Source organism: Gordonia sp. DT219 (assembly GCF_049847065.1).
Lineage (GTDB): Bacteria > Actinomycetota > Actinomycetes > Mycobacteriales > Mycobacteriaceae > Gordonia.
Genome location: NZ_JBNCNR010000021.1, coordinates 1 through 21,018, shown reverse-complemented (window position 1 = coordinate 21,018; position 21,018 = coordinate 1). Strand labels below are relative to the sequence as shown.

At 68.3% G+C, this 21,018-nt stretch carries 22 protein-coding genes and 1 pseudogene; 8 read left to right on the top strand and 15 right to left on the bottom strand.

All coding sequences use genetic code 11. The annotated features are described in order from the left end of the window. Positions 1-42 precede the first annotated feature (42 nt). From ACPXB3_RS18330 to ACPXB3_RS18315, 4 genes are all read right to left on the bottom strand, one after another. Positions 43-834, bottom strand: a complete 792-nt coding sequence (locus tag ACPXB3_RS18330; protein WP_425704242.1) for a glycerophosphodiester phosphodiesterase — start codon at positions 832-834, stop codon at positions 43-45. Further along, positions 831-1,763 carry a DUF4328 domain-containing protein gene (locus ACPXB3_RS18325; protein WP_425704025.1) on the bottom strand — a complete coding sequence of 311 codons (933 nt, stop codon included), beginning with the start codon at positions 1,761-1,763 and terminating at the stop codon, positions 831-833. Before ACPXB3_RS18325 ends, ACPXB3_RS18330 begins: the two co-directional genes overlap by 4 nt. Before the next feature lie 92 nt (positions 1,764-1,855). After that, positions 1,856-2,188 carry a rhodanese-like domain-containing protein gene (locus ACPXB3_RS18320; RefSeq protein ID WP_425704243.1) on the bottom strand — a complete coding sequence of 111 codons (333 nt, stop codon included), beginning with the start codon at positions 2,186-2,188 and terminating at the stop codon, positions 1,856-1,858. 420 nt (positions 2,189-2,608) lie between these two features. Beyond that, the gene (locus ACPXB3_RS18315; protein ID WP_425704026.1) at positions 2,609-3,457 is read right to left on the bottom strand and encodes a S49 family peptidase; all 849 of its coding nucleotides are present in this window, start codon (positions 3,455-3,457) and stop codon (positions 2,609-2,611) included. A 71-nt stretch (positions 3,458-3,528) separates the two neighbouring features. On the opposite strand from ACPXB3_RS18315, the gene ACPXB3_RS18310 reads away from it, so the two are divergent. After that, on the top strand, positions 3,529-4,287 hold the full coding sequence (locus ACPXB3_RS18310; RefSeq protein WP_425728956.1) for a VOC family protein: 759 nt from the start codon (positions 3,529-3,531) through the stop codon (positions 4,285-4,287). A gap of 9 nt (positions 4,288-4,296) precedes the next feature. Here ACPXB3_RS18310 and ACPXB3_RS18305 read toward each other — a convergent pair whose 3' ends face one another. Then, a complete protein-coding gene (locus ACPXB3_RS18305; protein ID WP_425728954.1) occupies positions 4,297-5,388 on the bottom strand; it encodes a winged helix DNA-binding domain-containing protein in 1,092 nt (363 codons plus the stop codon). A 10-nt stretch (positions 5,389-5,398) separates the two neighbouring features. Next, positions 5,399-6,100 (bottom strand): peptide-methionine (S)-S-oxide reductase MsrA, encoded by a 702-nt coding sequence (gene msrA / locus ACPXB3_RS18300; protein WP_425728952.1) that lies wholly within the window; start codon positions 6,098-6,100, stop codon positions 5,399-5,401. A 120-nt stretch (positions 6,101-6,220) separates the two neighbouring features. On the opposite strand from msrA, the gene ACPXB3_RS18295 reads away from it, so the two are divergent. After that, positions 6,221-6,373, top strand: a complete 153-nt coding sequence (locus ACPXB3_RS18295; RefSeq protein WP_425704030.1) for a hypothetical protein — start codon at positions 6,221-6,223, stop codon at positions 6,371-6,373. Positions 6,374-6,636: 263 nt separating this feature from the next. Further along, positions 6,637-7,266: a superoxide dismutase gene (locus ACPXB3_RS18290; RefSeq protein WP_425728950.1), complete on the top strand. Its 630-nt coding sequence runs from the start codon at positions 6,637-6,639 to the stop codon at positions 7,264-7,266. A 119-nt stretch (positions 7,267-7,385) separates the two neighbouring features. Here ACPXB3_RS18290 and ACPXB3_RS18285 read toward each other — a convergent pair whose 3' ends face one another. Then, on the bottom strand, positions 7,386-8,135 hold the full coding sequence (locus ACPXB3_RS18285) for an energy-coupling factor transporter transmembrane component T family protein (protein WP_425704032.1): 750 nt from the start codon (positions 8,133-8,135) through the stop codon (positions 7,386-7,388). Next, positions 8,132-10,348 carry an ABC transporter ATP-binding protein gene (locus ACPXB3_RS18280; RefSeq protein ID WP_425728948.1) on the bottom strand — a complete coding sequence of 739 codons (2,217 nt, stop codon included), beginning with the start codon at positions 10,346-10,348 and terminating at the stop codon, positions 8,132-8,134. Before ACPXB3_RS18280 ends, ACPXB3_RS18285 begins: the two co-directional genes overlap by 4 nt. A 214-nt stretch (positions 10,349-10,562) precedes the next feature. On the opposite strand from ACPXB3_RS18280, the gene ACPXB3_RS18275 reads away from it, so the two are divergent. Both ACPXB3_RS18275 and ACPXB3_RS18270 read left to right on the top strand, forming a co-directional pair. After that, complete coding sequence (locus tag ACPXB3_RS18275) at positions 10,563-11,084, top strand: peptidase (RefSeq protein ID WP_425704034.1); 522 nt, start codon at positions 10,563-10,565, stop codon at positions 11,082-11,084. Positions 11,085-11,191: 107 nt separating this feature from the next. Then, entirely contained in the window at positions 11,192-11,923 is a 732-nt protein-coding gene (locus ACPXB3_RS18270) for a TMEM165/GDT1 family protein (protein ID WP_425704244.1), read from the top strand. 15 nt (positions 11,924-11,938) lie between these two features. Here the strand turns inward: ACPXB3_RS18270 and ACPXB3_RS18265 are convergent, their stop codons facing one another. Genes ACPXB3_RS18265 through ACPXB3_RS18255 form a run of 3 tightly spaced genes read right to left on the bottom strand, consistent with a single transcriptional unit; the run spans position 11,939 to position 14,310 of the window. After that, positions 11,939-13,201, bottom strand: coding sequence for an MAB_1171c family putative transporter (locus ACPXB3_RS18265; protein ID WP_425728974.1), 1,263 nt, complete (start codon positions 13,199-13,201; stop codon positions 11,939-11,941). Continuing rightward, a complete protein-coding gene (locus ACPXB3_RS18260) occupies positions 13,201-13,707 on the bottom strand; it encodes a hypothetical protein (RefSeq protein WP_425728947.1) in 507 nt (168 codons plus the stop codon). The genes ACPXB3_RS18265 and ACPXB3_RS18260 overlap by 1 nt, the downstream gene beginning before the upstream one ends. A 48-nt stretch (positions 13,708-13,755) precedes the next feature. Continuing rightward, positions 13,756-14,310, bottom strand: a complete 555-nt coding sequence (locus ACPXB3_RS18255) for an XRE family transcriptional regulator (RefSeq protein ID WP_425728945.1) — start codon at positions 14,308-14,310, stop codon at positions 13,756-13,758. Positions 14,311-14,611: 301 nt separating this feature from the next. On the opposite strand from ACPXB3_RS18255, the gene ACPXB3_RS18250 reads away from it, so the two are divergent. Beyond that, positions 14,612-15,337: a hypothetical protein gene (locus ACPXB3_RS18250; protein ID WP_425728943.1), complete on the top strand. Its 726-nt coding sequence runs from the start codon at positions 14,612-14,614 to the stop codon at positions 15,335-15,337. On the opposite strand, the gene ACPXB3_RS18245 is transcribed toward ACPXB3_RS18250, so the two are convergent. Beyond that, the gene (locus ACPXB3_RS18245) at positions 15,263-17,143 is read right to left on the bottom strand and encodes a TM0106 family RecB-like putative nuclease (RefSeq protein ID WP_425728941.1); all 1,881 of its coding nucleotides are present in this window, start codon (positions 17,141-17,143) and stop codon (positions 15,263-15,265) included. The genes ACPXB3_RS18250 and ACPXB3_RS18245 overlap by 75 nt on opposite strands. 186 nt (positions 17,144-17,329) lie before the next feature. On the opposite strand from ACPXB3_RS18245, the gene ACPXB3_RS18240 reads away from it, so the two are divergent. Continuing rightward, the gene (locus ACPXB3_RS18240) at positions 17,330-18,043 is read left to right on the top strand and encodes a DUF6474 family protein (RefSeq protein WP_425728939.1); all 714 of its coding nucleotides are present in this window, start codon (positions 17,330-17,332) and stop codon (positions 18,041-18,043) included. A 97-nt stretch (positions 18,044-18,140) separates the two neighbouring features. After that, complete coding sequence (locus ACPXB3_RS18235) at positions 18,141-18,782, top strand: hypothetical protein (protein ID WP_425704040.1); 642 nt, start codon at positions 18,141-18,143, stop codon at positions 18,780-18,782. 24 nt (positions 18,783-18,806) lie between these two features. Here ACPXB3_RS18235 and ACPXB3_RS18230 read toward each other — a convergent pair whose 3' ends face one another. From ACPXB3_RS18230 to ACPXB3_RS18220, 3 genes and pseudogenes are all read right to left on the bottom strand, one after another. Further along, the gene (locus ACPXB3_RS18230; protein WP_425728937.1) at positions 18,807-19,655 is read right to left on the bottom strand and encodes an alpha/beta fold hydrolase; all 849 of its coding nucleotides are present in this window, start codon (positions 19,653-19,655) and stop codon (positions 18,807-18,809) included. 78 nt (positions 19,656-19,733) lie between these two features. Further along, on the bottom strand, positions 19,734-20,582 hold the full coding sequence (locus tag ACPXB3_RS18225; RefSeq protein ID WP_425704042.1) for a helix-turn-helix domain-containing protein: 849 nt from the start codon (positions 20,580-20,582) through the stop codon (positions 19,734-19,736). Beyond that, a pseudogene (locus ACPXB3_RS18220) lies at positions 20,551-21,018 on the bottom strand (HNH endonuclease); the annotation flags it as partial. The pseudogene ACPXB3_RS18220 and the gene ACPXB3_RS18225, both read right to left, overlap by 32 nt.

The following is a 21,018-nucleotide window of genomic DNA, read 5'->3' as shown; positions in this document are numbered from 1 at the left end:
CCACCTTCTCACGGGCGCGCTGCCCGGCGGCATCGACCCGAATCAGTCGACGGTGACGAGCCAGTCCCGCACTTTCTGCGGGTGATCGGTGGCGATCCAGCGCACGCCGAGATCGGCGCACAGCTGTACGTCGGCGACGTCGTCGACGGTCCAGCAGTAGGTGACGCGGCCGGCCGCGGCCGCCTTGTCGACGATCTCGGGATGCAACCGCAACGTCTGGATCGAGGGGCCGATGCCGGTCGCCCCGACCGCGGTCGCCGCACTGCCGCCGAGCACCCGAGCGGTCTCGCCGAGGAGGATCGTCGGCAGGATGGGCGCGTGGCGGCGGATGCGCCAGACTCCGGCCGAGGAGAACGAGATGACCACGGCGCGACTGTGATCGGCCGACGGGGGTGCGGCGACCCCGAAGTTGTGCAGTTGGGCCAGCAACTGTTGTTCGACGAGGCTCCCGAACCGCACCGGATGTTTGGTCTCGATGAACAGCCGCACCGGCCGGCGCCAATCGAGGGTCAGGGTCAGCAATTCCGCGAGGGTCAGCACCGTGGCCGGCTTGCCCGACGGATGCCAGCTGCCGAAGTCGAATTCGCGCAGCTCGGCGAGGGTCATCTCGCTGACGATGCCCGTGCCGTCGGACGTGCGCTCGATGGTGCGGTCGTGTACGCACACCAGCTCGTGGTCGGCCGTCAGGCGGACGTCGCACTCGAGCCCGTCGGCACCCTGCTCGAGCGCGAGTTCATACGCCTGGAGGGTGTGCTCCGGCAGATCGGCCGACGCCCCGCGATGCGCGACGACCGCGGGTTTACCCGACCGTGAGACCTGCTCGGCGACGTTCATCCGACGACCACCCATCGATGTGCCGGAACCTTTTCCGGCGCGGCGGTCGGTGAGAACACCGACGGCAGCCGGGACGCGGCCCAGTAGGCGAATGCCGCCGAGACGGCCGCACAGAGCACGACCATGAACAATGCGTTCGCGCCCGTCTGGATCGAGCCGGACGCTGCCCCCACCCACCAGGTGATGACGGTGGCGACGGCGACCGCGTTGACCACCGCCCACCCCACCCACAGCTTTCGCAGGTGCGCGAGCGCCGCGCCGCGCGCGACGTCGTCGAGGGTGGCGGCGGGTTCGTGGAGCAACAGGGCCGCACCGGCCACGTTGACGAGGGGGATCGCCGCCAGCGGGATGATCTGCCAGCGCGGACGGGGATCGAAGAAGCCGCGGTCGGCGAACACCCCAGACCGGACCGCAAGTAGCCAACGAACGAAAATGACTGTCGCATAGACGTATCCGGCAATTGCGAGCGCACCGGAGGCCAACACCAGGACGGTACTGAGTGCGATGAGCCAGCCGGGCAGCGTCGTCGAACGATTGACCACCAGCAACAGGTACTGCAGCAGATGGGCACACGTCGACGCGACGAATGCGGCGCCGGCGATCTGCAGTGCGGTGGTCAGCGCCGCGCCCAGACGCGCGCGTACATTCGGCGTCTGGTCGGCGGCGTCCGGGGAATCGAGCAGGCCCCATCGGGGGAGGTAGGCGTAGCGCGGGATCGGCCGCGGCCCGACACGACGCGGTGGGCGCGGCGGCGGCAGCGTACCGGCCGGGCGGCGTGCCACCCAGCGAACCTGCCTGCTGCCGTACATCCGCGGCGCGCCGCCGCCACGGTGGGGACCTCCCCCGCCCGGCCGCGGCGGCGGGGGTGGCACCGGGGCCGGCGACCGAAAGGCTGCGATGACGGCCGCGGCCTGGGCGTCGGAGGCCACCACGGTGAGCGGACCACCACACCGTGGGCACCGGGTACGGCCGTCACGGTGCGGTGCCTGGATGCGGCAACGCGGACAGAGATCCTGCATGCTCAGGCCGGCCCCGTTCCGGTCTCGACCGGCTTGCCGCCCTCACGCCACGCCATCATGCCGCCCCGCACACAGGTTCCGTCGTAGCCGACCTGCTGCAAGTACTGCAGGACCCGCAATGAGCGGCCGCTGGACAGGCAGATGACATAGAGGTCGGCGTCGGAATCGATCTCGCCGAGTCGCGCGGGAACCTCCCCCAACGGGATGTGCATGGCACCGCGGACGTGCCCGTCCGCCCATTCGTCGTCTTCTCGGACATCGAGCAGCAGCTTGTCGGTGTGGGCGCTGAAGTCGTCCGGCAGCTCGGTTACGGGGACCTGCGGAATCTCGCCGATGCTCACGAATCCATGGTCGCACAGCGCCGCCGGTACCGGCGTCGGCCTGTCGAGGAGTTACTGCGCGATCTGGCGGGTAAAGACTCCGAACCAGCCGCGCGACGCTCGATTTGACAACGTCAACCCCGGCCACAGCCGACTATGCACCCCTGCATAACGCTATCCACATGGGGTTCGGTATCGACTGTGATGTGCAGCACAGCGCGAGTGTCAAGTTGTGGATGAGACTGTGGAATCTGTGGAGAAATGATCGTGGTCACTTGATCAAGTGTGATGGCGATCACGGGTTCGCAACAGTAACGCGTCAAAGTGTTCACGTCAGTGCACTCCGCGGATGTCGCGCATCATTCACAGCCATCCCCAGTGCCTGTGGATAACTTGGGGACAACAACGCATATTTGTCAGACCGGCGCCAACAGGTCAGTGCAGACGCACTGCACTGGCGCGTTCGAGGGCGTTCACCGCACCGCCGATGAGCGACTCGGCCACCACCGACGCCCGGACCTGATCACCGACGACGCGGGCCAGCAACGGCTTGGGCGTTTCGATGACGGTGATCTCCGCGTCGGGATAGTGCTCGGCCACCACCGACCGCATGACACCGATGCCGTCGACGAGCCCGAGTCGGGCGGCGCGCTCGCCGATCCACACGTCGCCGTTGAACAAGACCTCATCGGCGGCGTCGAGCCGCTTACCGCGACGCTGACGCACCCACCCGATGAACGACTCGTGCAGCTGGCGTTGCAGCCCCTGTAACCACTCGACGTCGTCGGCCTTCTCCGGGGAGAAGGAATCGAGACGGGTCTTGTTCTCGCCGGCCGAGTACAGGCGTCGCTCCACACCGAGGCGACTCAGGACGTCGACGAACCCGAATCCCGACGACACCACGCCGATCGATCCGATCAGGGAGGTGTGCGCGGCATAGATCTCGTCGGCCGCGCAGGCGATCCAGTAGCCACCGGAGGCGACGACGTCCTCGCAGAACGCCAGCACCCGCACGTCCTTCTCCGACGCGAGCTGACGGATGCGTTCGGCGATGTACTCCGACTGGGTCGGCGAGCCGCCCGGCGAGTTGATCACGATCACCACCGCACGCAGGTGCTCGGTATCGAAAGCTCGTCGGAGAACCGGCTCGACGCTGGTGGTCGACAATCCGGATCGGCCGGGACCACCCTGCCCGATCGCCCCGTCCAAGCGCACCACCGCAACCTTGTCGGCCCGTTTGTGGGCCAGCTTCTTCGCGATTCGCCCGATCGGTCCACGACTCATCCCGCCGAGTCTAGGGCGTCGCGCAGCGGCGTGTCCCACCGGCGCGGCCGGTCCGCCCCTACACTGCTGACGTGCAGATCCGGTGGCTCACGGCATACCTCGACTTCGCCGCGGCGCAGTTCGGGACCGAGGTCACCTACTGGCGCGCCATCACCGGGTCGACCGTGTCGCCGCCGCGCGGGCCCCACCGCGAATTCGCGACGCTCGAACCGTTCACGGGCGACTCCCACCTGCGGGTACAGCGCGTCGAGGAGGGCCCCGGCGGCGTCCACCTCGACATCCACCTCGACGACCCGCGTCGCGCGGCCGTCGAGGTGACCGAACTCGGCGGCAGCCTCGTCGCCGACCATCCCACCCACCTCGTCTACGAGTCGCCGGCCGGCATGCGGTTCTGTCTCGTCCCGGTTCATGGCACGCCGCGGCGCTCCGGCCCGATCCGCTGGCCCGAGGACACGATCTCCATCATCGATCAGATCTGCATCGACGTGCCGCCGACGATGTTCGACCGTGAGGTCACCTTCTGGTCGCTGCTCACCGGCCGGCCGACCCGTCCCGGCTCTCGTCCCGAACTCATCGGATTGCGCCGCGATCGGACACTCGGCCTCGGAATCCTGCTGCAACGCTTGGATTCCGGCACCGGCGACGACGGCTTCCCGGTGCGCGCGTCGGCGCATCTGGACCTCGCCACCACATCGGTGGTCGACGAGGTGGGCCGCCACGAGGGCTGGGGCGCGACAGTGGTGACGCGCTTTGCGCACTGGACGGTGATGGCCGATCCGGTCGGCCGTCGCTACTGCATCACCGACCGCAATCCCCGCACCGGACAGTGACCCACCCACTCACCGTTCCCGGGACAGCCACTCCGACAACCACTCTCCGAGCCGCGACACCTCGTCGTCGAGTTCGGCCCGCACCTCCGGCGATCCGCCGGCGAACAACTCGGTCTGCACCACCGTCGAGCCCGGCGGGATCCGCCACACCCCGGCCAGCCGGCCGTCGACGAGGATGAAGCCCGGTGAGCGTCCGTTGGGAGTGACGGTGCGACCGAACAGATCGTCATCGGCGATGCGCACCCGATCGTCCTGGGCGACGAGGATGTGGTCGAAAGGCGCGATCAGCCGTACCGGCGCAGGTTGGTCAGCATCGGCGAGGTCGAGCCCCTCGAGGTCGTAGAGCATCTGCCCGTGCGGACCGGTGTAGACGGCGAGCTCCCAATCGCGTTCCATCTGTTCGACGAGACCGCGCAATTGGCGTAGTCCCGACCATTTCTGGATGGCGCCGATCGACGCCGGGCCGAATCCGCGCAGGTAGAGCCGGATCAGTTCACGACGCGCCTCATCCCCGTCGAGCGCCGGCTCGCCGGGACCGATCCAGTCGTCGAGGAGCCGATAGGTCGGCCGCCCACTGCCCTGCCAGAGTCCGCGCGGCGGGATCTGCACCAGTGGCAGTGCGCAGCGCGCGATCCCGGTCAGCGTCGACGGGTTCTCCCCGGGATGCCGTTGCGCCAGCTCGCGGCCGAGTTCGTCACCGGTCATCGGCGCGCCCCGCAGCAACTCGACGGCGTCGGCGATCACCGGCGGGGACGTGGTCGAGACGAGCTTCGGCTCGTACGCCGCACGCAGCTCACCGTCGATCACCGGCTGGGCGAGCGGGCGAATCCAGCGGGCATCCTGGCCGTCGACGAGAAAGATGGTGCTGCGCAGCAACGCGATCCGCACGATCTCACGGTCGATGAGCAAGGCGTCGAGCTCAGGCGGCTCGAATCCGTCGATGCGGCAATGCAATCCGAAGAACGCCGATGCGGGATCCTGCGATTGCATACCGACGAGACGATCGATGACCTCGATGGCGTCCTCGTCGACGCGCGCGAGTAGATGCTGGCGTTGCAGCAGCGTACGGTTCCACTGCCCCGCGGTGATGGGTTGGGCCACCTCGGAGCGGTCAGCCCCCGAAGCCGACGCCGGTGGCGGCGTGGCAACGGTACCCGTGTGGATTCTTCGCCAGGTACTGCTGGTGGTAGTCCTCGGCGTAGTAGAAGTGGCCGTCGCCGGCCTGCTCGAGCGGCGCGATCTCGGTGGTGATCGGCCCGAGTCCGGCGGCGTCGAGCGCCTTCTGGAACGTTTCCGCGCTCGCACGGGCGATCTGGGCGTCGGCCGCCGAGCTCGTGAATATCGCCGAGCGGTACTGAGAGCCGATGTCGTTGCCCTGCCGCATCTCCTGGGTCGGGTCGTGGTTCTCCCAGAAGATCCGCAGTATGCCGTCGAGGTCGATCCGTGCCGGGTCGAATACCACCAGCGCCGACTCCGTGTGACCGGTGCGCGCGGTGCAGGTCTCCTCATAGGTCGGATTGGGCGTGAAGCCCCCGGCATAGCCGACGGCGGTCGTCCACACTCCCGGCACCTGCCAGAAGATCTCCTCGACGCCCCAGAAGCAGCCACCGGCCAGTACCACCGCGTCGAGACCGTCGGGGAACGTGCCGATCCCGGTGCCCTGCTCAGGGGAATCGCCGCGCATCGGGTGATGGGTGATGATATTCTCCGCTGCCTGCGGCACCGGCGTCGTGCGGCCCGGCAACGCCGCGTCGGCGCTGATCAATTGCTGTTTGGCGGAATGGGAGGACAGGAGCTCGGCAAGCCACGACATGGTCCGATCCTACGCGGCGAACTTCACGCGAACTTGAGCCCGCAGATCAACCGCGTCTATGATGGCGACGGCGGATGTGACGACCGTCACTTGACGCAGCCCGTACCCGGAGGACAGATGATGGCCACTGACGCGACTCGCAATCTTCGGCCATCGCGGTCGGCAGGCCGGCCGGTCGGCCGGGTCGCCTACGACGTCCGATCGTCCTGCATCGGCATCGGGGTCAGCATCCTGGCGCTCGCCGTTCTGCTGCTCGCCCTCGCACTGCTCTGAGGATCGCCGGGGTCTCCACGAATTCGATGATCGGGATTCGACGCCCGAGTGATCGCGTAAAGCGTTGTGCGCGAGCAGATTCGGGCGTATTCCTCGTCGGGATACTTCAACTCGGGTTGAAGTATATTGGCGCGCGTTTGTTGCATTCCCCCATGTACTGGGGAAGGGTGGAACCATCCGCGAGGCGGCGTCCACCCGGGCGATCACGCGCGTGTCGATAGTGAAAGCAATACCCGAACGGTATGTGCGAAGAGAGGATTACCGTGGCTGAATACACCTTGCCGGACCTGCCTTATGACTACGCGGCACTGGAGCCGCATATCTCCGGCAGGATCATGGAGCTCCACCACGACAAGCACCACGCCACCTACGTCAAGGGCGCCAACGACGCCCTCGACAAGCTGGCCGAGGCGCGGGCAGACGGCTCGATCGCCGGAAAGGTCTACGGACTGTCGGCCACCCTGGGATTCCACCTGGGTGGGCACACCAACCACTCGATCTTCTGGAAGAACCTGTCGCCCAACGGTGGCGGGAAGCCGGAAGACGAGCTGGCCGCCGCGATCGACGACCAGTTCGGTGGCTTCGACCAGTTCCAGGCCCACTTCACCGCTGCGGCGACCACGCTGCAGGGGTCGGGCTGGGCGGTCCTGGCCTATGACACCATCGGTGGCAAGCTCGTGATCCTGCAGCTGACCGATCAGAGCGGGAACATCCCCGCCGCGATCATCCCGATCGTGTTGCTCGACATGTGGGAGCACGCCTTCTACCTCGACTACCAGAACGTCAAGCCCGACTACGTCAAGGCCTGGTGGAACGTCGTCAACTGGGCCGACGCCGCCGAGCGCTTCGGTCGTGCGACCGCTCAGGGCAAGGGCCTCATCGTTCCCGCCTGAGTCCTTTCTCTCCTTCACCGCCGACCGCGGGCGCCTCCCAGCCCCGGGGGCGCCCCCGGGGGGGTGACCAGGTCCCCCGCGCCGCAAAACAGGGCCCAAACGGCGTTGGCGGGTAAAGCTCAGAGGAGCACCGTCGCCGTGATGGCGCCCGCGCAGGCGGCGACGATCACGACCAACACCACCGCATCGGTCAGATGCGGCCGGGACGGATAGGCGGTCAGCCGGCCGGTACCGCCGCGCGCGGTGATCGCCTCGGCCATCTCCTCGGAGCGGCGCAGCGCCGAGGACATCGCCGCGACCACCATGTCGATGATCCCCATCTCCGCAGCCGGATGACCCGAATCGGCCGGGGCCTTCGGCCGCAACCGCTGCGCCGCCCGCAACAGTCGCAGTTCCTCGATCAGCATCGGCAGGCCACGCAGACACAGTGCGATCGAGACGGCCCACTCGTCGACGGGCAGACGCAACCAGCGCAGCGGGCGCATCAGGGTCGCGATGGCCGGCGACACCTCGGCCAGTGGCGTCGTCCAGATCACCAGGATCGAGGTGGCCACCAGTACCAGTCCCAGTGCGGTGGCACGGGCAAAGATGACCACCGCCGACAGGCTGACGGCCGCGTTCACCGCCGCCCCGACGAGGATCAGCGCCCAGAACCACCAAGGCGGACGCGGAATCGCACCCAGCGGGATGCCCGCGAGCAGCGCGGTGATCAGCAACGTCGCGGCGACCAGACCGAGCGCGGGCCAGGAGGGCAGCACCCAGGTCATCGCGCTGAGGAGGAACACGACGATGAGTTTCGTTCCGGCCCAGAGCCGGTGGATCACCGAGTCGCCGGGTACCTGACGTAACGGAACCGTGCGCATCGTCATTCGCGGTGCCCCTTCCCTCGGAACACCGACGGCCGCGCCGTATCGGCCCCGTCGTGATGATCGCCGTCCATGGGGTCGCCGGCACTCTCCGCGCCGGAATCCACCTCGTCCTCGCCGCCCTCGGTGAGCACACCGTGCACCAGATGGACGCGACGATCGCACACGTCACCGAGTGCGGAGAAGTCGTGGGAGATGATCACGATCGTCATGCCGGCGCGGCGTAGACCCGCCAGCACGCCGATGACCTCGGTGCGTGCGCCGGGATCGAGTCCGGCGAGCGGCTCGTCGAGCACCAGCACCTCCGGCCTACGGGCCAGCAGTCCGGCCAGGACGACTCGGCGCATCTGTCCGCCGGAAAGCGAATCGGTGCGTGCCGCCGCGATCGACCTCGGCAATCCGACCGACTCGAGCACGCGGGCCACCTCGTTGGTGCCGACCTTTTCGCCGCCGGCGGCCATGATCTCCTCGCCGACATTCTGCTTCTGGATCTGCAGCCGGGCATGCTGAAACGCCAGCCCCACCTCGCCGACGCAGCTGGTCACCTGCTGGGCGGTCTCCCCGTCCGGTCCTGTCCCGTCACCGACGAGTTCACACTTACCCTCAGACGGCGCGATGAGGCCGGCCATTATCCACGCGAGAGTTGTTTTGCCCGAACCATTTCCGCCGACGATGAGTAGCCCGTCACCACGATTGACGGTCAACGTCACCGCATACAGGGCCGTCACCGCCCAGGGCGAGCCCGCCAGATAGGTGTGCCCGACCCGATCCAGGCGCAGCACCGGGCGCCGATGGCCGATCGCGTGGGTCGCGCCGACCGTCTCGGGGGCGGACTCCGCGGCCGCGCCGGCGCCCGGCATCCAGGCCGGTGCCTGCGGCGCCACCCGGCCGTCGACGATGTGCACGACGCGGTCGGCGGCCACGGCCTCCGACGCGCGGTGGGTGATGAGCACGACGGCCACTCCACGCGTCCGGGGCAGTTCGGTGAGCAGCGCCATGATCTCCTCGCGGCCCTGTGGGTCGACCATCGAGGTCACCTCGTCGGCGATCAGCAGCGCCGGATCACGGGCCAGTGCGCCGGCGATCGCCAGGCGTTGTTGCTGGCCACCGGACAGATCCGACGTCTCGCGCTCGCCGAGTCCCGACAAACCCACCTCGGCGAGCAGTGCATCGACGTCGACGTTCGCCTCGGCCGGAAGGCCCCAGACGACGTCGTCGGCGACCCGCGAGCCGAGCATCTGCGTCTCGGGGCGCTGCAGCACCATCGCGGTGCCGCCGAGCCGGCCGAGTCCCGCCGCACCCGGGCGGCTCACCGTGCCCGTCGACGGGTGCCGGCCGGCGAGGATCTTCGCCAGCGTCGACTTGCCCGAACCGTTCGCGCCGACGACGGCGATGAATTCGCCGGACTCGATGGTCATGTCGATACCGCGCAGGATGCGGCGACCGCCCGGCTCATAGGCGAATTCGACGTCGTGTAGCGCCATCGGCAGTGGTGCGATCGTGACGTCGTCGGCGGCCGGGGACGCCGCCTCCCCGGAGTCGATGGTGTCCACGCTGCTCACGTCGGCCAGCCGTTCGATCACCGAACCGAGAATCCACCAGGCCACCACGATGGTGATGAAGGTGCCCACGGCCCCCGACACGAGCACCCACGCCCACCAATAGTCGACGACACTGGATCGAAAGCTGTTGAGCCCGTGGGCGATTCCGCTGCCAATGGACGGGATCTTGCCGATCCAGCGGGCAGCACCCTCGATCGAGTTGGAGAGCGCGGCGAGCACCAGTTCCCGCAGCGGCCGCAGGATCAGCAGGATCAGCACGGTCACCGCGGCCACCACCGGCGCGGTGAGCAGCGCGGCGAGCAGCATCGTCGGGGCGCCCCGGCCGCGGCGTTTGATCTCGCCGATGATGCCGCCGAGCACCGCCGACCCGAACACCGAGATCGCCGCCCCGGTGCCGGCCATCGCGAAGGCCACCCCGGTCGTCGCGATGGCTGCGGCAACGGTGGCCCGCGGCCGGCTGCGGGCCGCGATCAGGGCCAGCGGCACCGGCGCGAGTACGCGCACCGCGCTGGCGAGTGGGATGACCGCGGCGATGACGACCGTCGCCACGGCCAGGCCCCCGAAGATCGCGATCGAAGCGATTTCGACCGGGCGCAGCGGTCCGCGGGGCACACTCGCCTGCCCCGCCGGCAGGGTCTCGGTCTTTGGTCGCACCCATCCAGTGTGCCTGGGCCCACCGACGTCCGATCCGACGCGTCGGGCTTGCGCCCGGCCGCGGTGGCGCGGCGGCGACCACCAGGGGGGTGCCGGATAGGTAAAAGTACCGTCACATCCGGTGATTCGAGTTGTCCGTGGTGCGCATCGGGAGGATATTTTCTTCACCGGTTGTCCGCGGCCGGTTCACCGCACCTCGCAGGAGGGAGACACCATGCAGTCGACCCCGATCGGGCTCACGCCGGTCCATCAAGAAGGTGAACTGAACGGCATCCTCATCTCCGGGCGCTGGCCGGAGTCGACTCTCGAGTGGACCCAGACGCTGGTGGCCTCGGTCCGCATCGCGTGCCGTCCCGGTTTTCTGCCCACGACCACGATCTTCGGCGTCGTCGAGGACCGTCCCGATGAAGCCGACGACGACGCCGTGGGCATGATGGTGGCCGTCGGCAACGTGGTCGACGACAGTTTCCTGGAGGCGGGACGCTTCCTCACCAATCCGCCGGCACTGCTGATGCTGCACCCGCCGTCACGCACCCGGCCCTCGCTGCCGGAATGCTCAAAGGTCGCCTCGGGCTGTGTACTGCTACCGGGTCTGCCCGAACTCGGGCTCGAACACCGCGCGGGCTGGGCCGAGGCGGAGGCCGACGGAACCGTGGTGAACCTGCGCAATCAGGTCGGCATCGACCCGAACGCCGACCCCGACACCGCGGTATTGGCGATGCTGCTCGCCGCCTGAGACCCCGTTTCAGGTATCCCCAACTTTCATTTTTGGGCCTCCTACCTGCACAGATGTGGGTTGGCGAGACGTTGCGCCGCGAGTGAGGCATGTCTAACCTGGCCGACGTGATTGCTGCCCTGCTCTTGAGTTTCGGCGTGATCTTCGTCGCCGAGCTCGGTGACAAGTCGCAGCTGATGGCCATGACGTACGCCTTGCGCTACAAGTGGTGGATCGTCCTCGCGGCCATCACCGTGGCCACCACCGCCGTGCATGCGGTCTCGGTGTTCTTCGGCCACTTCCTGGGCCTGTCGATCCCGTCGGACCTGATGTCGATCGTCGGCGGACTGGCCATGCTGATCTTCGGTCTCTGGACGCTGCGCGGCGACGACCTCGACGAGAACGAGAAGGCCCGGGCCGAGCGCGTCGGCGCGTCGGTGTTCCTGGCCGTCATGTCGTCGTTCTTCCTCGCCGAACTCGGCGACAAGACCATGCTGGCCACCATCACCCTGGCCGCCGACAACAACTGGGCCGGCGTCTGGATCGGGTCGACGATCGGTATGGTCGCCGCCGACGCGCTGGCCATCGTGGTCGGCATGACCGTGGGCAAGCACCTGCCCGAACGCCTCATCGCCCGCGGCGCGGCGGTGTTGTTCTTCGTCTTCGCCGGCTGGCTGCTCGTCGAGGGGCTCTCGTCGGCCGGTACGCCGGTCATCGTGGGGACGATCACCGCGGTGGTCGCGCTCATCGGTGTCGGCTCGGTCTACATCCGGTGGGTGCATCGTCGCCGAGAGCGCGACCGCCGTGCGCAGGCGGCCCTGGTCCCTGCGCATGGGCACCCGGACGACGCGACCCGCTGAGGCGCCCGCCGCCGATCAGCCGGTCGCGCCTTCGGGTTCCTCGCCTTCGGGTTCCTCGCCTTCGGGTTCATCGCGTTCGGGTTCCTCGCCTTCGGGTTCCTCGCCTATCTCGGGGAGCGCGGCGAGTGCCGCCGACAACTCCAGCAGCGGTGCGGCATCTCCTTCGAGGCCGTCGCCGACGGCCGGCAGCACGTCACGTACCGCTCCCGAGCGCATCCCCTCGTCGGTGCGGCGCGCGGCAGCCATGCGCACCATCGCTGCCCGGACCTCGGTCGTGGCGTAGTCGAAGGCGTCGGGCAGGAAGGGGCCGAGTTGGGTGATCGCGTCGCGGATCTCGATCACCCGGCGATGCAGCAGTGCCGTCGGCGAGATCCGTCCGGTGTCGGGCAGAACCACCTCGGGGACGGCGCCGGTCACCAACTCCCACAGCGGCAGCAACTCCTGCGCGTGGCGACGGCGGCGCCGGCGCGCGGTGAGCCCGTGCCATTTGGCGTGCACCATCGGGAAACTGATGCCGATCAAGAAACCCACGACGCCCAGCGCCTCGACCCATCGGCTCGTGGCCAGCAGCCACCCGGCGTCGGCGACCCCGGTCGCATTGCCCAGCACGTACAGAATCTGGATGACGGCACCGACCGCGAGCAGTGCCAGCCCGGCGATCAGGATGGTCAGCGCGGTGCGGAGGTATCCACCCGATAGCGCCAGATACCTCCGGACGCTGCGCACACAGGCGGAGAAGCCGTAGGCCAGGTAGCCGCAGGCGATGAGATAGAACAGGGCGTAACCCCAGTTGGTCAGCGTCCAGTGACTCAACGATGCTTCGCGCATATTCGTCGGGACGAACGTGAGACTGACCTGCAGCCCGACGAGGGCGGCGACGAGGGGCACGGCCTCGACGCCCGCCCGGCGCTCGCGACTGACCTTCGCCCCCGGATAGAAGAACACCACGATGAGCGAGGCCACCCCGAGCGCGAGCAGACCGTAGAAACACAAGCGCGACGCGCCGGCGACGATCCAGTCGTCGATCGTGTGCGACGCCGAGTTGTTGCTCACCACGAAGGCCAGCGTCAGCGCGGCCACCGCGACCGTCATCGCCAGCGCTTGCAGACCGCCACCGTGGCGTCGGATCTGGTCGATCCGCCAGCACAGCGCCGCGGTGAAGGCGACCAGCGCCAACACGTTGATCGCGGCCGGGGCCGTCAGCCAGTGCGCGGCAAGGGTGCCGCCCGGGTGTGGGTCGGCTGCGCCGAGTCGGGGGATCCACGCCTGCCCGGACATCACAGCCACCCCTTGTGGCCTCCGAGGAGCCGTTGCAGTCCCCGCACGTCCGGGTGCGCCGAGGTCGCGCCGACGCCGTCCCGCGCTTGCGCGGCCCAGGTCAGGATCATCGAAGCCACCGTCTCGGCCTCCCGTTCACGCTCGTCGTCATAACACGTGCGCTGTAGCGAGGAGTCGGCGTCGGCGTCGCTGAGGCCGGCGAGCACCGCAGGCATGTCTGCGAGCATCTGGTGCTCGCAGATCAGATGGGCGAACTCGTGGATGACGATCTGGTCGCGATGCCAGCGCGTGGTGTTCGCCTGGTGAAAGAAGTAGTCGGCGTCCTCGGCGGCAAGCCACACGCCGTTGGGCACCCCGGCAGGCAGCGGGTGCGCGAGCAATCGGATCGGCCGGCCGCGCTGTGCGCCGTACCGCTCGCAGAGCTGGTCGACGTCGAGCGGCAGATCGAGTCCGAGCGGACCGAGCACCGACCGGCACAACGACCACATGGCGCGCGAACTGCGCATCGCGGAGATCTCCTCATCGTGGCGGAACAGGCCGCGGCGACGCAGGGATCAGTCCTCGATCTCCTTGCCGCCGACCACGCGCAGGCGCGCGTCGGCCTGCTCTTCGGTCAACCCGGCAGCCACGATATCCGGTGGGTCCTTGGGCAGCCCCTGCTGATCACGCAGCACCTTGATCAGTTCGTTGACCACGGTCACCGAATCGCTCGACAGACCGGCCAGCCGAAAGGCCGCGAGCTGCACGTTGGTGTCGGCCTGTAGCCGCATCAAGTCGATCTCATCGCGGGTGCGCTGAGCTGCGCGGTCCTCGAGGAAGTAGTGCACATCGACCCCGAACGCAGCCGCGATCCCCTCGACCGTCCGGAACGACGGCGACTTCGCCTTACCCGAGCGCAGCTGGCTCAGGTAGGACTCGCCGAGCCGAAATCCTCGCTCGGTCGATCGCGCAGCGATCGCCTTCGCGCTGTAGGCCCGGCCGTTGGGGCCGGGCACTGTGCGGAACAGTTCTTCTAGTCGGCGCGCGAAAAGTCCCGGGTCGGTGTCGACCGGCCTATCGGCAGCCCCCATCGTCGTTCCTGCGGGCCGTTCATCGCCTCGTGACGTCATACCTTCTCCGAAACCTGAAACTTGCATCTGCAAACATTAAAGACCGTAAACCGAGAGTTCCGCAACGGCCAGCTATCATCAATCATTGCTTGAACCCCCCACAACTTCTACTTCACCCGCATGGCCAGCACACCAGAAGGTTTTGTGGCCTTGATCACAATCAATGTTGCAGATGTCCATTGGCCGTGATCCATCTGTGACCCTACAGTCACAGATCGGTGAATTCGAGGCGAACACGAACCACGAACGCAGGAGACAGGCGATGGGATTCCACCGGACACCGCGGGCTCGGTGGTGCCGTGTGAACCGGCGCCCTGGTCTCCTGGTCTTCGGGCTCCTCGCCATGCTGATGCTGACACTCGGTGCCGGGGTCGGAGTCGCCGTCGCCGCGCCCGGCGAATCCGGCGAGTCGGGCACGCCGTCGGGCGATTCATCGGTCGGCACGGCGACACGCCCGGGGGGATGCCACTGGCACGGGGGCTGCTGTCACCACCACCACCACTGTGAGACTTCCTCCCCGACGACCACAACCGAGCCCGCGACCACCCCCACGACGACGACGCCCACGACCACACCCGCGACCACGCCCGAATCCAGCACAGATGAATCCACCACGACCCGCCGGCACCGCGGCGGTGGCGTCGTACCTCCACGGACCTCGAGCTCGGCACCGTCGAGCAGCCGCGGCACCCCGGACCCCGACCGGTCGCCTCACCCGCCTCCATCGGCCGCCGCGCCCATGCCGCCGGTGGTGCCGGTCCCGGCGGCTCCTGCGCCGCCCGCTGCGAGCCCCGGTCCGGCAACGAGCGGTGCGGCAACGAGCGGACCGGGATCCGGCCCCGCCGCGCCGCGACCGGCGGTGCCGGCGCCCGGAACCGCCGAGCCCGCCCCGCAGCCGCGGCTCACGCTGGCCGCGGTCGGTGGCTTCCTCGGCGACATCTCGCCCGGACTCCTACTGCTGCTCGGTGCGGTCGCCCTCGTCGGAACCGGGCCGTTCCTCGACGCGCTGCGCTCCACCCGCCTCTGACCGGGCGGCCACGCCCGCCCGCCGGAAGGCCAGCAGGTCCTGCTGATAGGGGATGCGCCGCGCGGTCTCGTCGTCGGACCAGTCGCGGTCCATCCATTCCCGCAGCACCTTGGTGGCACGCACATCGTCCTCGTTGTATGCCAACAGCCGATCACGTTGGGAGAGATCGAGTTCGGTGCCGGCCAGCCCGACGGCGGCCTTGTACCAGTCCATCGACGCCGCGCCGCCGGCTTCGTCGTCGCGCCAGGTGAACCCGGCGACCGGGGCCACCTTCTTGAGGCCCTTGCCCTGCGGGCACACGAAGTTTGCACCAACCGCCTCGAAGATGTCGACCCACTCCGGCGAATCGATGAATGCCTGGACCTCCCCGCGGGTCGGGACGCCCTCGGCGCCGACGAATCGATCCGCCGACGACAATAACCACCGATTCTCCGCTTGCTGTGAATAGCAGTACGCCGCAAAGGTTTTCCCGGCCGTGTGCGCATCGTCGCGTTCGGTGGCCAGCCAGTCCCAGAACTGCGCGAAGGAGTGGGCCTCGTCGGCGGTCGGCAGCGGGTGCCAGGTGACGAACGGGCGGTAGCGCACGGGCCGGTCGCGGTCGACCCGGTCGGTGAGCAGCGTGCCCCACATGTAGGCGCCGTCCTCGCCGTAACTCTCCATGTCGACGTCGACTTCCACATCGGCGCGCTGCACCCGGGGTTGCGGCCGGCGGCGGATCAGCGGGATGTCGGCGAGCCAGGCGATCGCATTGGTCACCGCGTCGTCGAAGGTGCCCTTCGGCGCCCACGTCTCCGGTGCCGGGCCCTCATGGTGCGCGAGTCGGTCGATGGTGCCCAGACCCGCCTCCGTCAACACCTCGGCCTGCGCACCGGAGACGACGAGACTGACGTCGCGGCGGGCCTCGAGTTCAGGGCCGCACTTCTCCCACCACGGGCAGCCACGGCATTCCGAGACACGCCGCGGGGTGGTCCTCACCGCCCCGGAAGCGATGTCCTGCCGACGTTCGAACACCGTCCGATAGTCGGACAACGACGCGCCGATGTGGTGCACCACGATGCAGTCGGCGTCGAGGCCGATCACCCCGGCTCGCAGCTCGCTCTCGGGCACCGAAGGGGCGAGCCCCTCGTCGAGCAGCATCTGCGTGAGGTGGGCCAGCCGGAGTTGGTCGCGGCGGTGACCACGCACGCTCCGGTACGGGTCCGGGGCCGGAATCCAGCCCCACAGTGGACTTGTGAGAACTTCGGGACTTGTGAGAACTTCGGGACTTGTGAGAACTTCGGGCCTGGTGAGAACTTCGGGCCTGGTGAGAACTTCGGGCCTGGTGAGAACTTCGGGACTCGTGAGAACTTCGGGCCTGGTGACCGCCTGCGTCGACCCCTCGACGGACGCGCGTCGACGCTGCTTGGCGGGGTGGGACGCACGGTGATTGACAACGATGATCGGGAGGTAGCCGTCACCGACACGGACCAGGAGTTCGGAGTGTCCGCGTCGGCCGCGCTCGCGGTCGGCGGGCAGGGTCGCATTCCAGATCCATCGGGCACCGGCGGCGCAGGCACGCAGAGTGCTCGCCGACCGTTCGGCGCCCGGGCCGGGGGCGACGATGACGAAGGTGTTCGGCGGCTGGTCGCTGTGTATCGCACGCAACAGCTCGCGGACCCGGTCGCGGTGGCGCGTGGCGGCCTCGGTGCGCCGTGCGGCCTCCGGGGTCTGCGGACGGTCTCGCATCACGCCGGGATGCGTCGCATCCAGTGCGAGACGATGCTCGCAGCCGGCGAGGTCACGTGCATGGAGCAGCGACGATCCCATTCTCTCCTCACCTCCTCGTCTCCCCGCGTGGGCATCATCGGACGACGATGTGCCGTATCCGTCGTCACAGCCCGCCCACGAGCCTATGTAATGCTTGTGGCAGCAGGTGCACCCTTGCGGTCGCGCACGCCAGGTGGCGGTCGTGTAGGTGCGCGTTGATCGGCAGTCCCAGCGAAAGGTGCACCGATGGGTTTGTTCTCGTCTGACGGTAGGAGCCGCGCCGAGCGGCGGGTCGAGGCCAAAGCAATCAAGGCCAAGGCGAGGCTCGAGGCGAAGTTCGCATCCAAGGAACGCCGCAAGGCCGTCAAGGACCGCCACAAGGCCGAGCACAAGCTGCGTGACAAGGAACTGAAGAGGCAGAGCAAGGCCGCGAAGAAGGCGGCCAGAGCCGCGCGCAAAACCGGCAAGGCACAGGTCAAAGTGGCGCAGGCCGAGGCCAAGACGGTGGCGGCGAAGTCCAAGGCCGACGCCGACGCGAAGCCGTTGAGCCCGGCCAGCGTGCGCCGCTATCTCACCGTCGGCCGGCTCGTGGCGCCGATCGTCGCGCCGGTCGTCTACCGGGCCGCGGTCGCCGCGCGTGGCCGGCTCACCACGATGCAGGCCGAACGCGCCGGCGTCACGCCCGATGTGTTGCGGAAGTTCTCCGGCCACGGTGCAACGCTGTCGGCGCGGATCGCCACCGCCCGCACCTCGGTGGAGAAGGTTTCCGCGAAGGACACCTCGGCCGACGCGAAAGCGTTCGTCGACGCGATGACCGATCGGCTGGACAATCTGGCCATCGCCGTCGACGCCGCGGAGTCGATGTCGGCCGGTCAGCGCCGGACGGCGCATCGGGCGATAGAGGACGAACTCGGCGCCATCGACGCCGACGTGCTGGCCCGGCTCGGGGTCCGCGCCTGAGCCTCGCCGCGGGCGGGTGTCGTGGTGAAACCACATCGGACACCCGTGTCTAGGATTGACTTCGCCACGCCAGCGACACGCAAGGGAGCGACTCGATATGACCGACCCGAATCCGCGCGAAGTGCCTGAACCGTCGGCTTCTCGGCCGGCAGACGACAACGCGGCGGAGACGGGTGGCACGGGGGCCGCCGACCAGCAGCAGTCGACAGAACAGCAGAACCCGCCAGAACAGGCGCAGCCGAAGGCGGCGCCCGCGAAGAAGGCGCCCGCCAAGAAGACCCCTGCGAAGAAGACGCCGGCCAAGAAGACCCCCGCGAAAAAGGCAGCCGCGAAAAAGGCACCGGCCAAGAAGACCGCCGCGAAGAAGGCGCCGCCTGCCAAGCGTCCGGCTCCACCCGCGGGTACCGCACCAGCCAAGAAGGCACCTCCGAAATCCGCACCGCCGGCCGCGCCGCACGTCGAGCCCGAACTTCCCTTCGACGAATCGGCAACAGCGGCCCCGGTTGATTCCACACCGGTCGACCCCACACCGGTTGATTCCACACAGCTGACGCCGGACGCTCCGGCTATCGTCGACGTGGTCGCCGAGTCCGATGCTCAGCAGGCCACCTTCGCGCAGTTGCGAGCCGGCGCACCGACCGAACTTCCTTTTCCGGTGCGTGTGCCTGTCGTTGTCGGCGCCGGCCTGCTCGCGGCCCTGCTCGTACTCGTCGAGGTGCTGCGCCGACGCCGCTCCTGAGCCAGGCAACCGACCGGGGCGGCCTCAGCCGATGCGCGCCAGGATGGCGTCGGCCACCTCACGGGGACGCCGCTGCGGAATCCAGTGGTCGACGCCCTCGAGAACGATGAAATCGTAAGGCGCGTCGACCATCTGCGCGCATCCGCGCGCACCGGCGCGGGACAGGAAGATGTCGCCGTCGCTCCAGATATAGGTGGTGGGGACGGTCACCTTGCGGTTCATCAGGCCGCGGTCACCGTACTTGAGCGCGCGATACCAGTTGAGGCCGCCGGTCAGCGCGCCATACTCGACGATCTCGGTGCGCAGGTGATCGGTGAAGCCGGGCGGACCGATCTGCGGCGCGCGCGGACTGGTGACTCCCTTGCTCAGCAACCACTCCGGTAACCGTGGGATCTGGAACAGGCCCAGGTACCACGAACGCAGTAGTTGACCGCGAGGCATCGCTCGCAGATATGCGCCGGGGTGCGGGACCGCGAGTGCGGTGAGTGTGGCCACGCGGTCCGGATGATCACCGGCCACCGACCACGCGACAGCCGAACCCCAATCATGGCCGACGAGATGAATTTTCGGTGCGTCGAGCGCATCTGCGAGTGCGATCACATCGCGGGCCAGTTCAGATGTTCGATAGTCGCGGACGGCACTGGGGCGGGCTCTGGGCGAGTACCCGCGCTGATCGGGTGCGACGGTCCGATATCCCTGCGCATTCAGGAGCGGGGTGACCGCGTCCCAGCAGGATGCGCGTTCGGGGAATCCGTGCAACATGACGATGGGCACATCGTCTGCCGCCGCGGCGTCGTCCGATCTGGTCACACCGGAGTCGGTTACATCGAACGTCAGTCCGTCCCTTGTGAATTCACTGATCGTCTGCGCCATCACGCCTTCCCTTGTGCACCGCGGGGCGACCCGTGTCGCGCACCGCTGCCTTGCTCCGACGATAGCGTGCCCGGCGACTCAGCGTCGACGATCTGTGGTGCGGCCGCCGCGGACATAGGCGGCCGGCGGTGTGCCGACGACCCTGGTGAACGCTCGCGTCAGGTGTGACTGATCGGTGAAGCCCAGGCGCACAGCGGTTTCCGCCCAGTCGACGTCACCGCCGGCATTGGCCACCGCGGCCACATCGAGCATCCGGAACCGCTGGATGACCCACTTGGGTCCGATGCCCACGTACTCGCCGAACTGGCGTTGCAGGGTTCGCAGGCTCACGCCACCCCGGTGGGCGAGTTGTTCGGCTCGGGTGATCTCCGCGTCGTGTTCAGCAGCCTCGACCAGCGACGCGACTTCGTCGATCGCCGGGTCGACAACCGGACCGAGGTCGCGGAGCCAACCGGTGACGATCGCGGCCAGATCGTCGTCACCGCGATCGGGATCGAGCAGCCGGGACGCGAGAGGGCGATCGTCGACGCCGAGCGCGTCGCCGACGGTGCGCACCGAGCGGGTCAGTGCACTCACCGGTCCGTCGAGGAACCCGCGGAAACCGCCCGCGCGGAAGGCAACGCCGACCACCTGGCCATCACCGGCGAGCGTGCGCGCAAAGCTGTTCTCCCCGACCCCATGTACCCACATCCGGTCGGCCTCGGCCGCCATGTGCACGACCGGCTGTGGAATCACCTGCTGCACATGCGGCTCGGTGACCGTCCAGCGCACGATCCACGTGTAGTCGACCCAGTACGCGAGGTCGGCGGGTGGAAGTATTCGCGACACCCGGAACGGCAGCGCGTCGGCAGCACCGATGATGGCCTGCCGCCCGCGACCGACGCGCGACAATGCTCTACCGATCTGCCGGGTCGAGCGCGTCATCATCGTGGGTGATGATCTCGACGATGTCGTAGCTGCCGGTCGCGGTGCCGACGGTGGTGCGCACAATTTTCTCACCGGGAGCCAAACCCACCAGGCAGCTCCGGTCCGCGGTGATCGGATCGGTGAAGGTACCGGTACTGCTGTCCGGCAACGGTTTACCCGTATCGGGTGGGTCTGGTGGTTGCCGGTGGATTTCGGCACGCACCCTCGCGAGCCCGGCAGTGAAGTCGGGCCCGACATCAGGCAGCTTGTTGACGCGTTTCGGGTGCGGTGGGGCACCGGGGGCGGCGTTACGCCGCCACCAACAACGTCCCGCCAAGGGGCCGTCCCGGTAGATGCCGGTGGTGTACTGGCCGAGTTTCTCGCCGACCATCCGATTGTGTTTCGGACACGCCGGAGCGAGGTCGTCGATGTTGGTCAACCCGCCCTTCGCATAATC

Bases quoted from the DNA above. Each gene is read 5' to 3' on its own strand.
- ACPXB3_RS18330 (WP_425704242.1), bottom strand. From the start codon at position 834: ATGAACGTCGCCGAGCAGGTCTCACGGTCGGGTAAACCCGCGGTCGTC.
- ACPXB3_RS18225 (WP_425704042.1), bottom strand. From the start codon at position 20,582: ATGATGACGCGCTCGACCCGGCAGATCGGTAGAGCATTGTCGCGCGTC.
- ACPXB3_RS18245 (WP_425728941.1), bottom strand. From the start codon at position 17,143: ATGGGATCGTCGCTGCTCCATGCACGTGACCTCGCCGGCTGCGAGCAT.
- ACPXB3_RS18255 (WP_425728945.1), bottom strand. From the start codon at position 14,310: ATGACGTCACGAGGCGATGAACGGCCCGCAGGAACGACGATGGGGGCT.
- ACPXB3_RS18315 (WP_425704026.1), bottom strand. From the start codon at position 3,457: ATGAGTCGTGGACCGATCGGGCGAATCGCGAAGAAGCTGGCCCACAAA.
- msrA (WP_425728952.1), bottom strand. From the start codon at position 6,100: ATGTCGTGGCTTGCCGAGCTCCTGTCCTCCCATTCCGCCAAACAGCAA.
- ACPXB3_RS18275 (WP_425704034.1), top strand. From the start codon at position 10,563: ATGCAGTCGACCCCGATCGGGCTCACGCCGGTCCATCAAGAAGGTGAA.
- ACPXB3_RS18265 (WP_425728974.1), bottom strand. From the start codon at position 13,201: ATGTCCGGGCAGGCGTGGATCCCCCGACTCGGCGCAGCCGACCCACAC.
- ACPXB3_RS18260 (WP_425728947.1), bottom strand. From the start codon at position 13,707: ATGCGCAGTTCGCGCGCCATGTGGTCGTTGTGCCGGTCGGTGCTCGGT.
- ACPXB3_RS18230 (WP_425728937.1), bottom strand. From the start codon at position 19,655: ATGGCGCAGACGATCAGTGAATTCACAAGGGACGGACTGACGTTCGAT.
- ACPXB3_RS18285 (WP_425704032.1), bottom strand. From the start codon at position 8,135: ATGACGATGCGCACGGTTCCGTTACGTCAGGTACCCGGCGACTCGGTG.
- ACPXB3_RS18235 (WP_425704040.1), top strand. From the start codon at position 18,141: ATGACCGACCCGAATCCGCGCGAAGTGCCTGAACCGTCGGCTTCTCGG.
- ACPXB3_RS18240 (WP_425728939.1), top strand. From the start codon at position 17,330: ATGGGTTTGTTCTCGTCTGACGGTAGGAGCCGCGCCGAGCGGCGGGTC.
- ACPXB3_RS18295 (WP_425704030.1), top strand. From the start codon at position 6,221: ATGGCCACTGACGCGACTCGCAATCTTCGGCCATCGCGGTCGGCAGGC.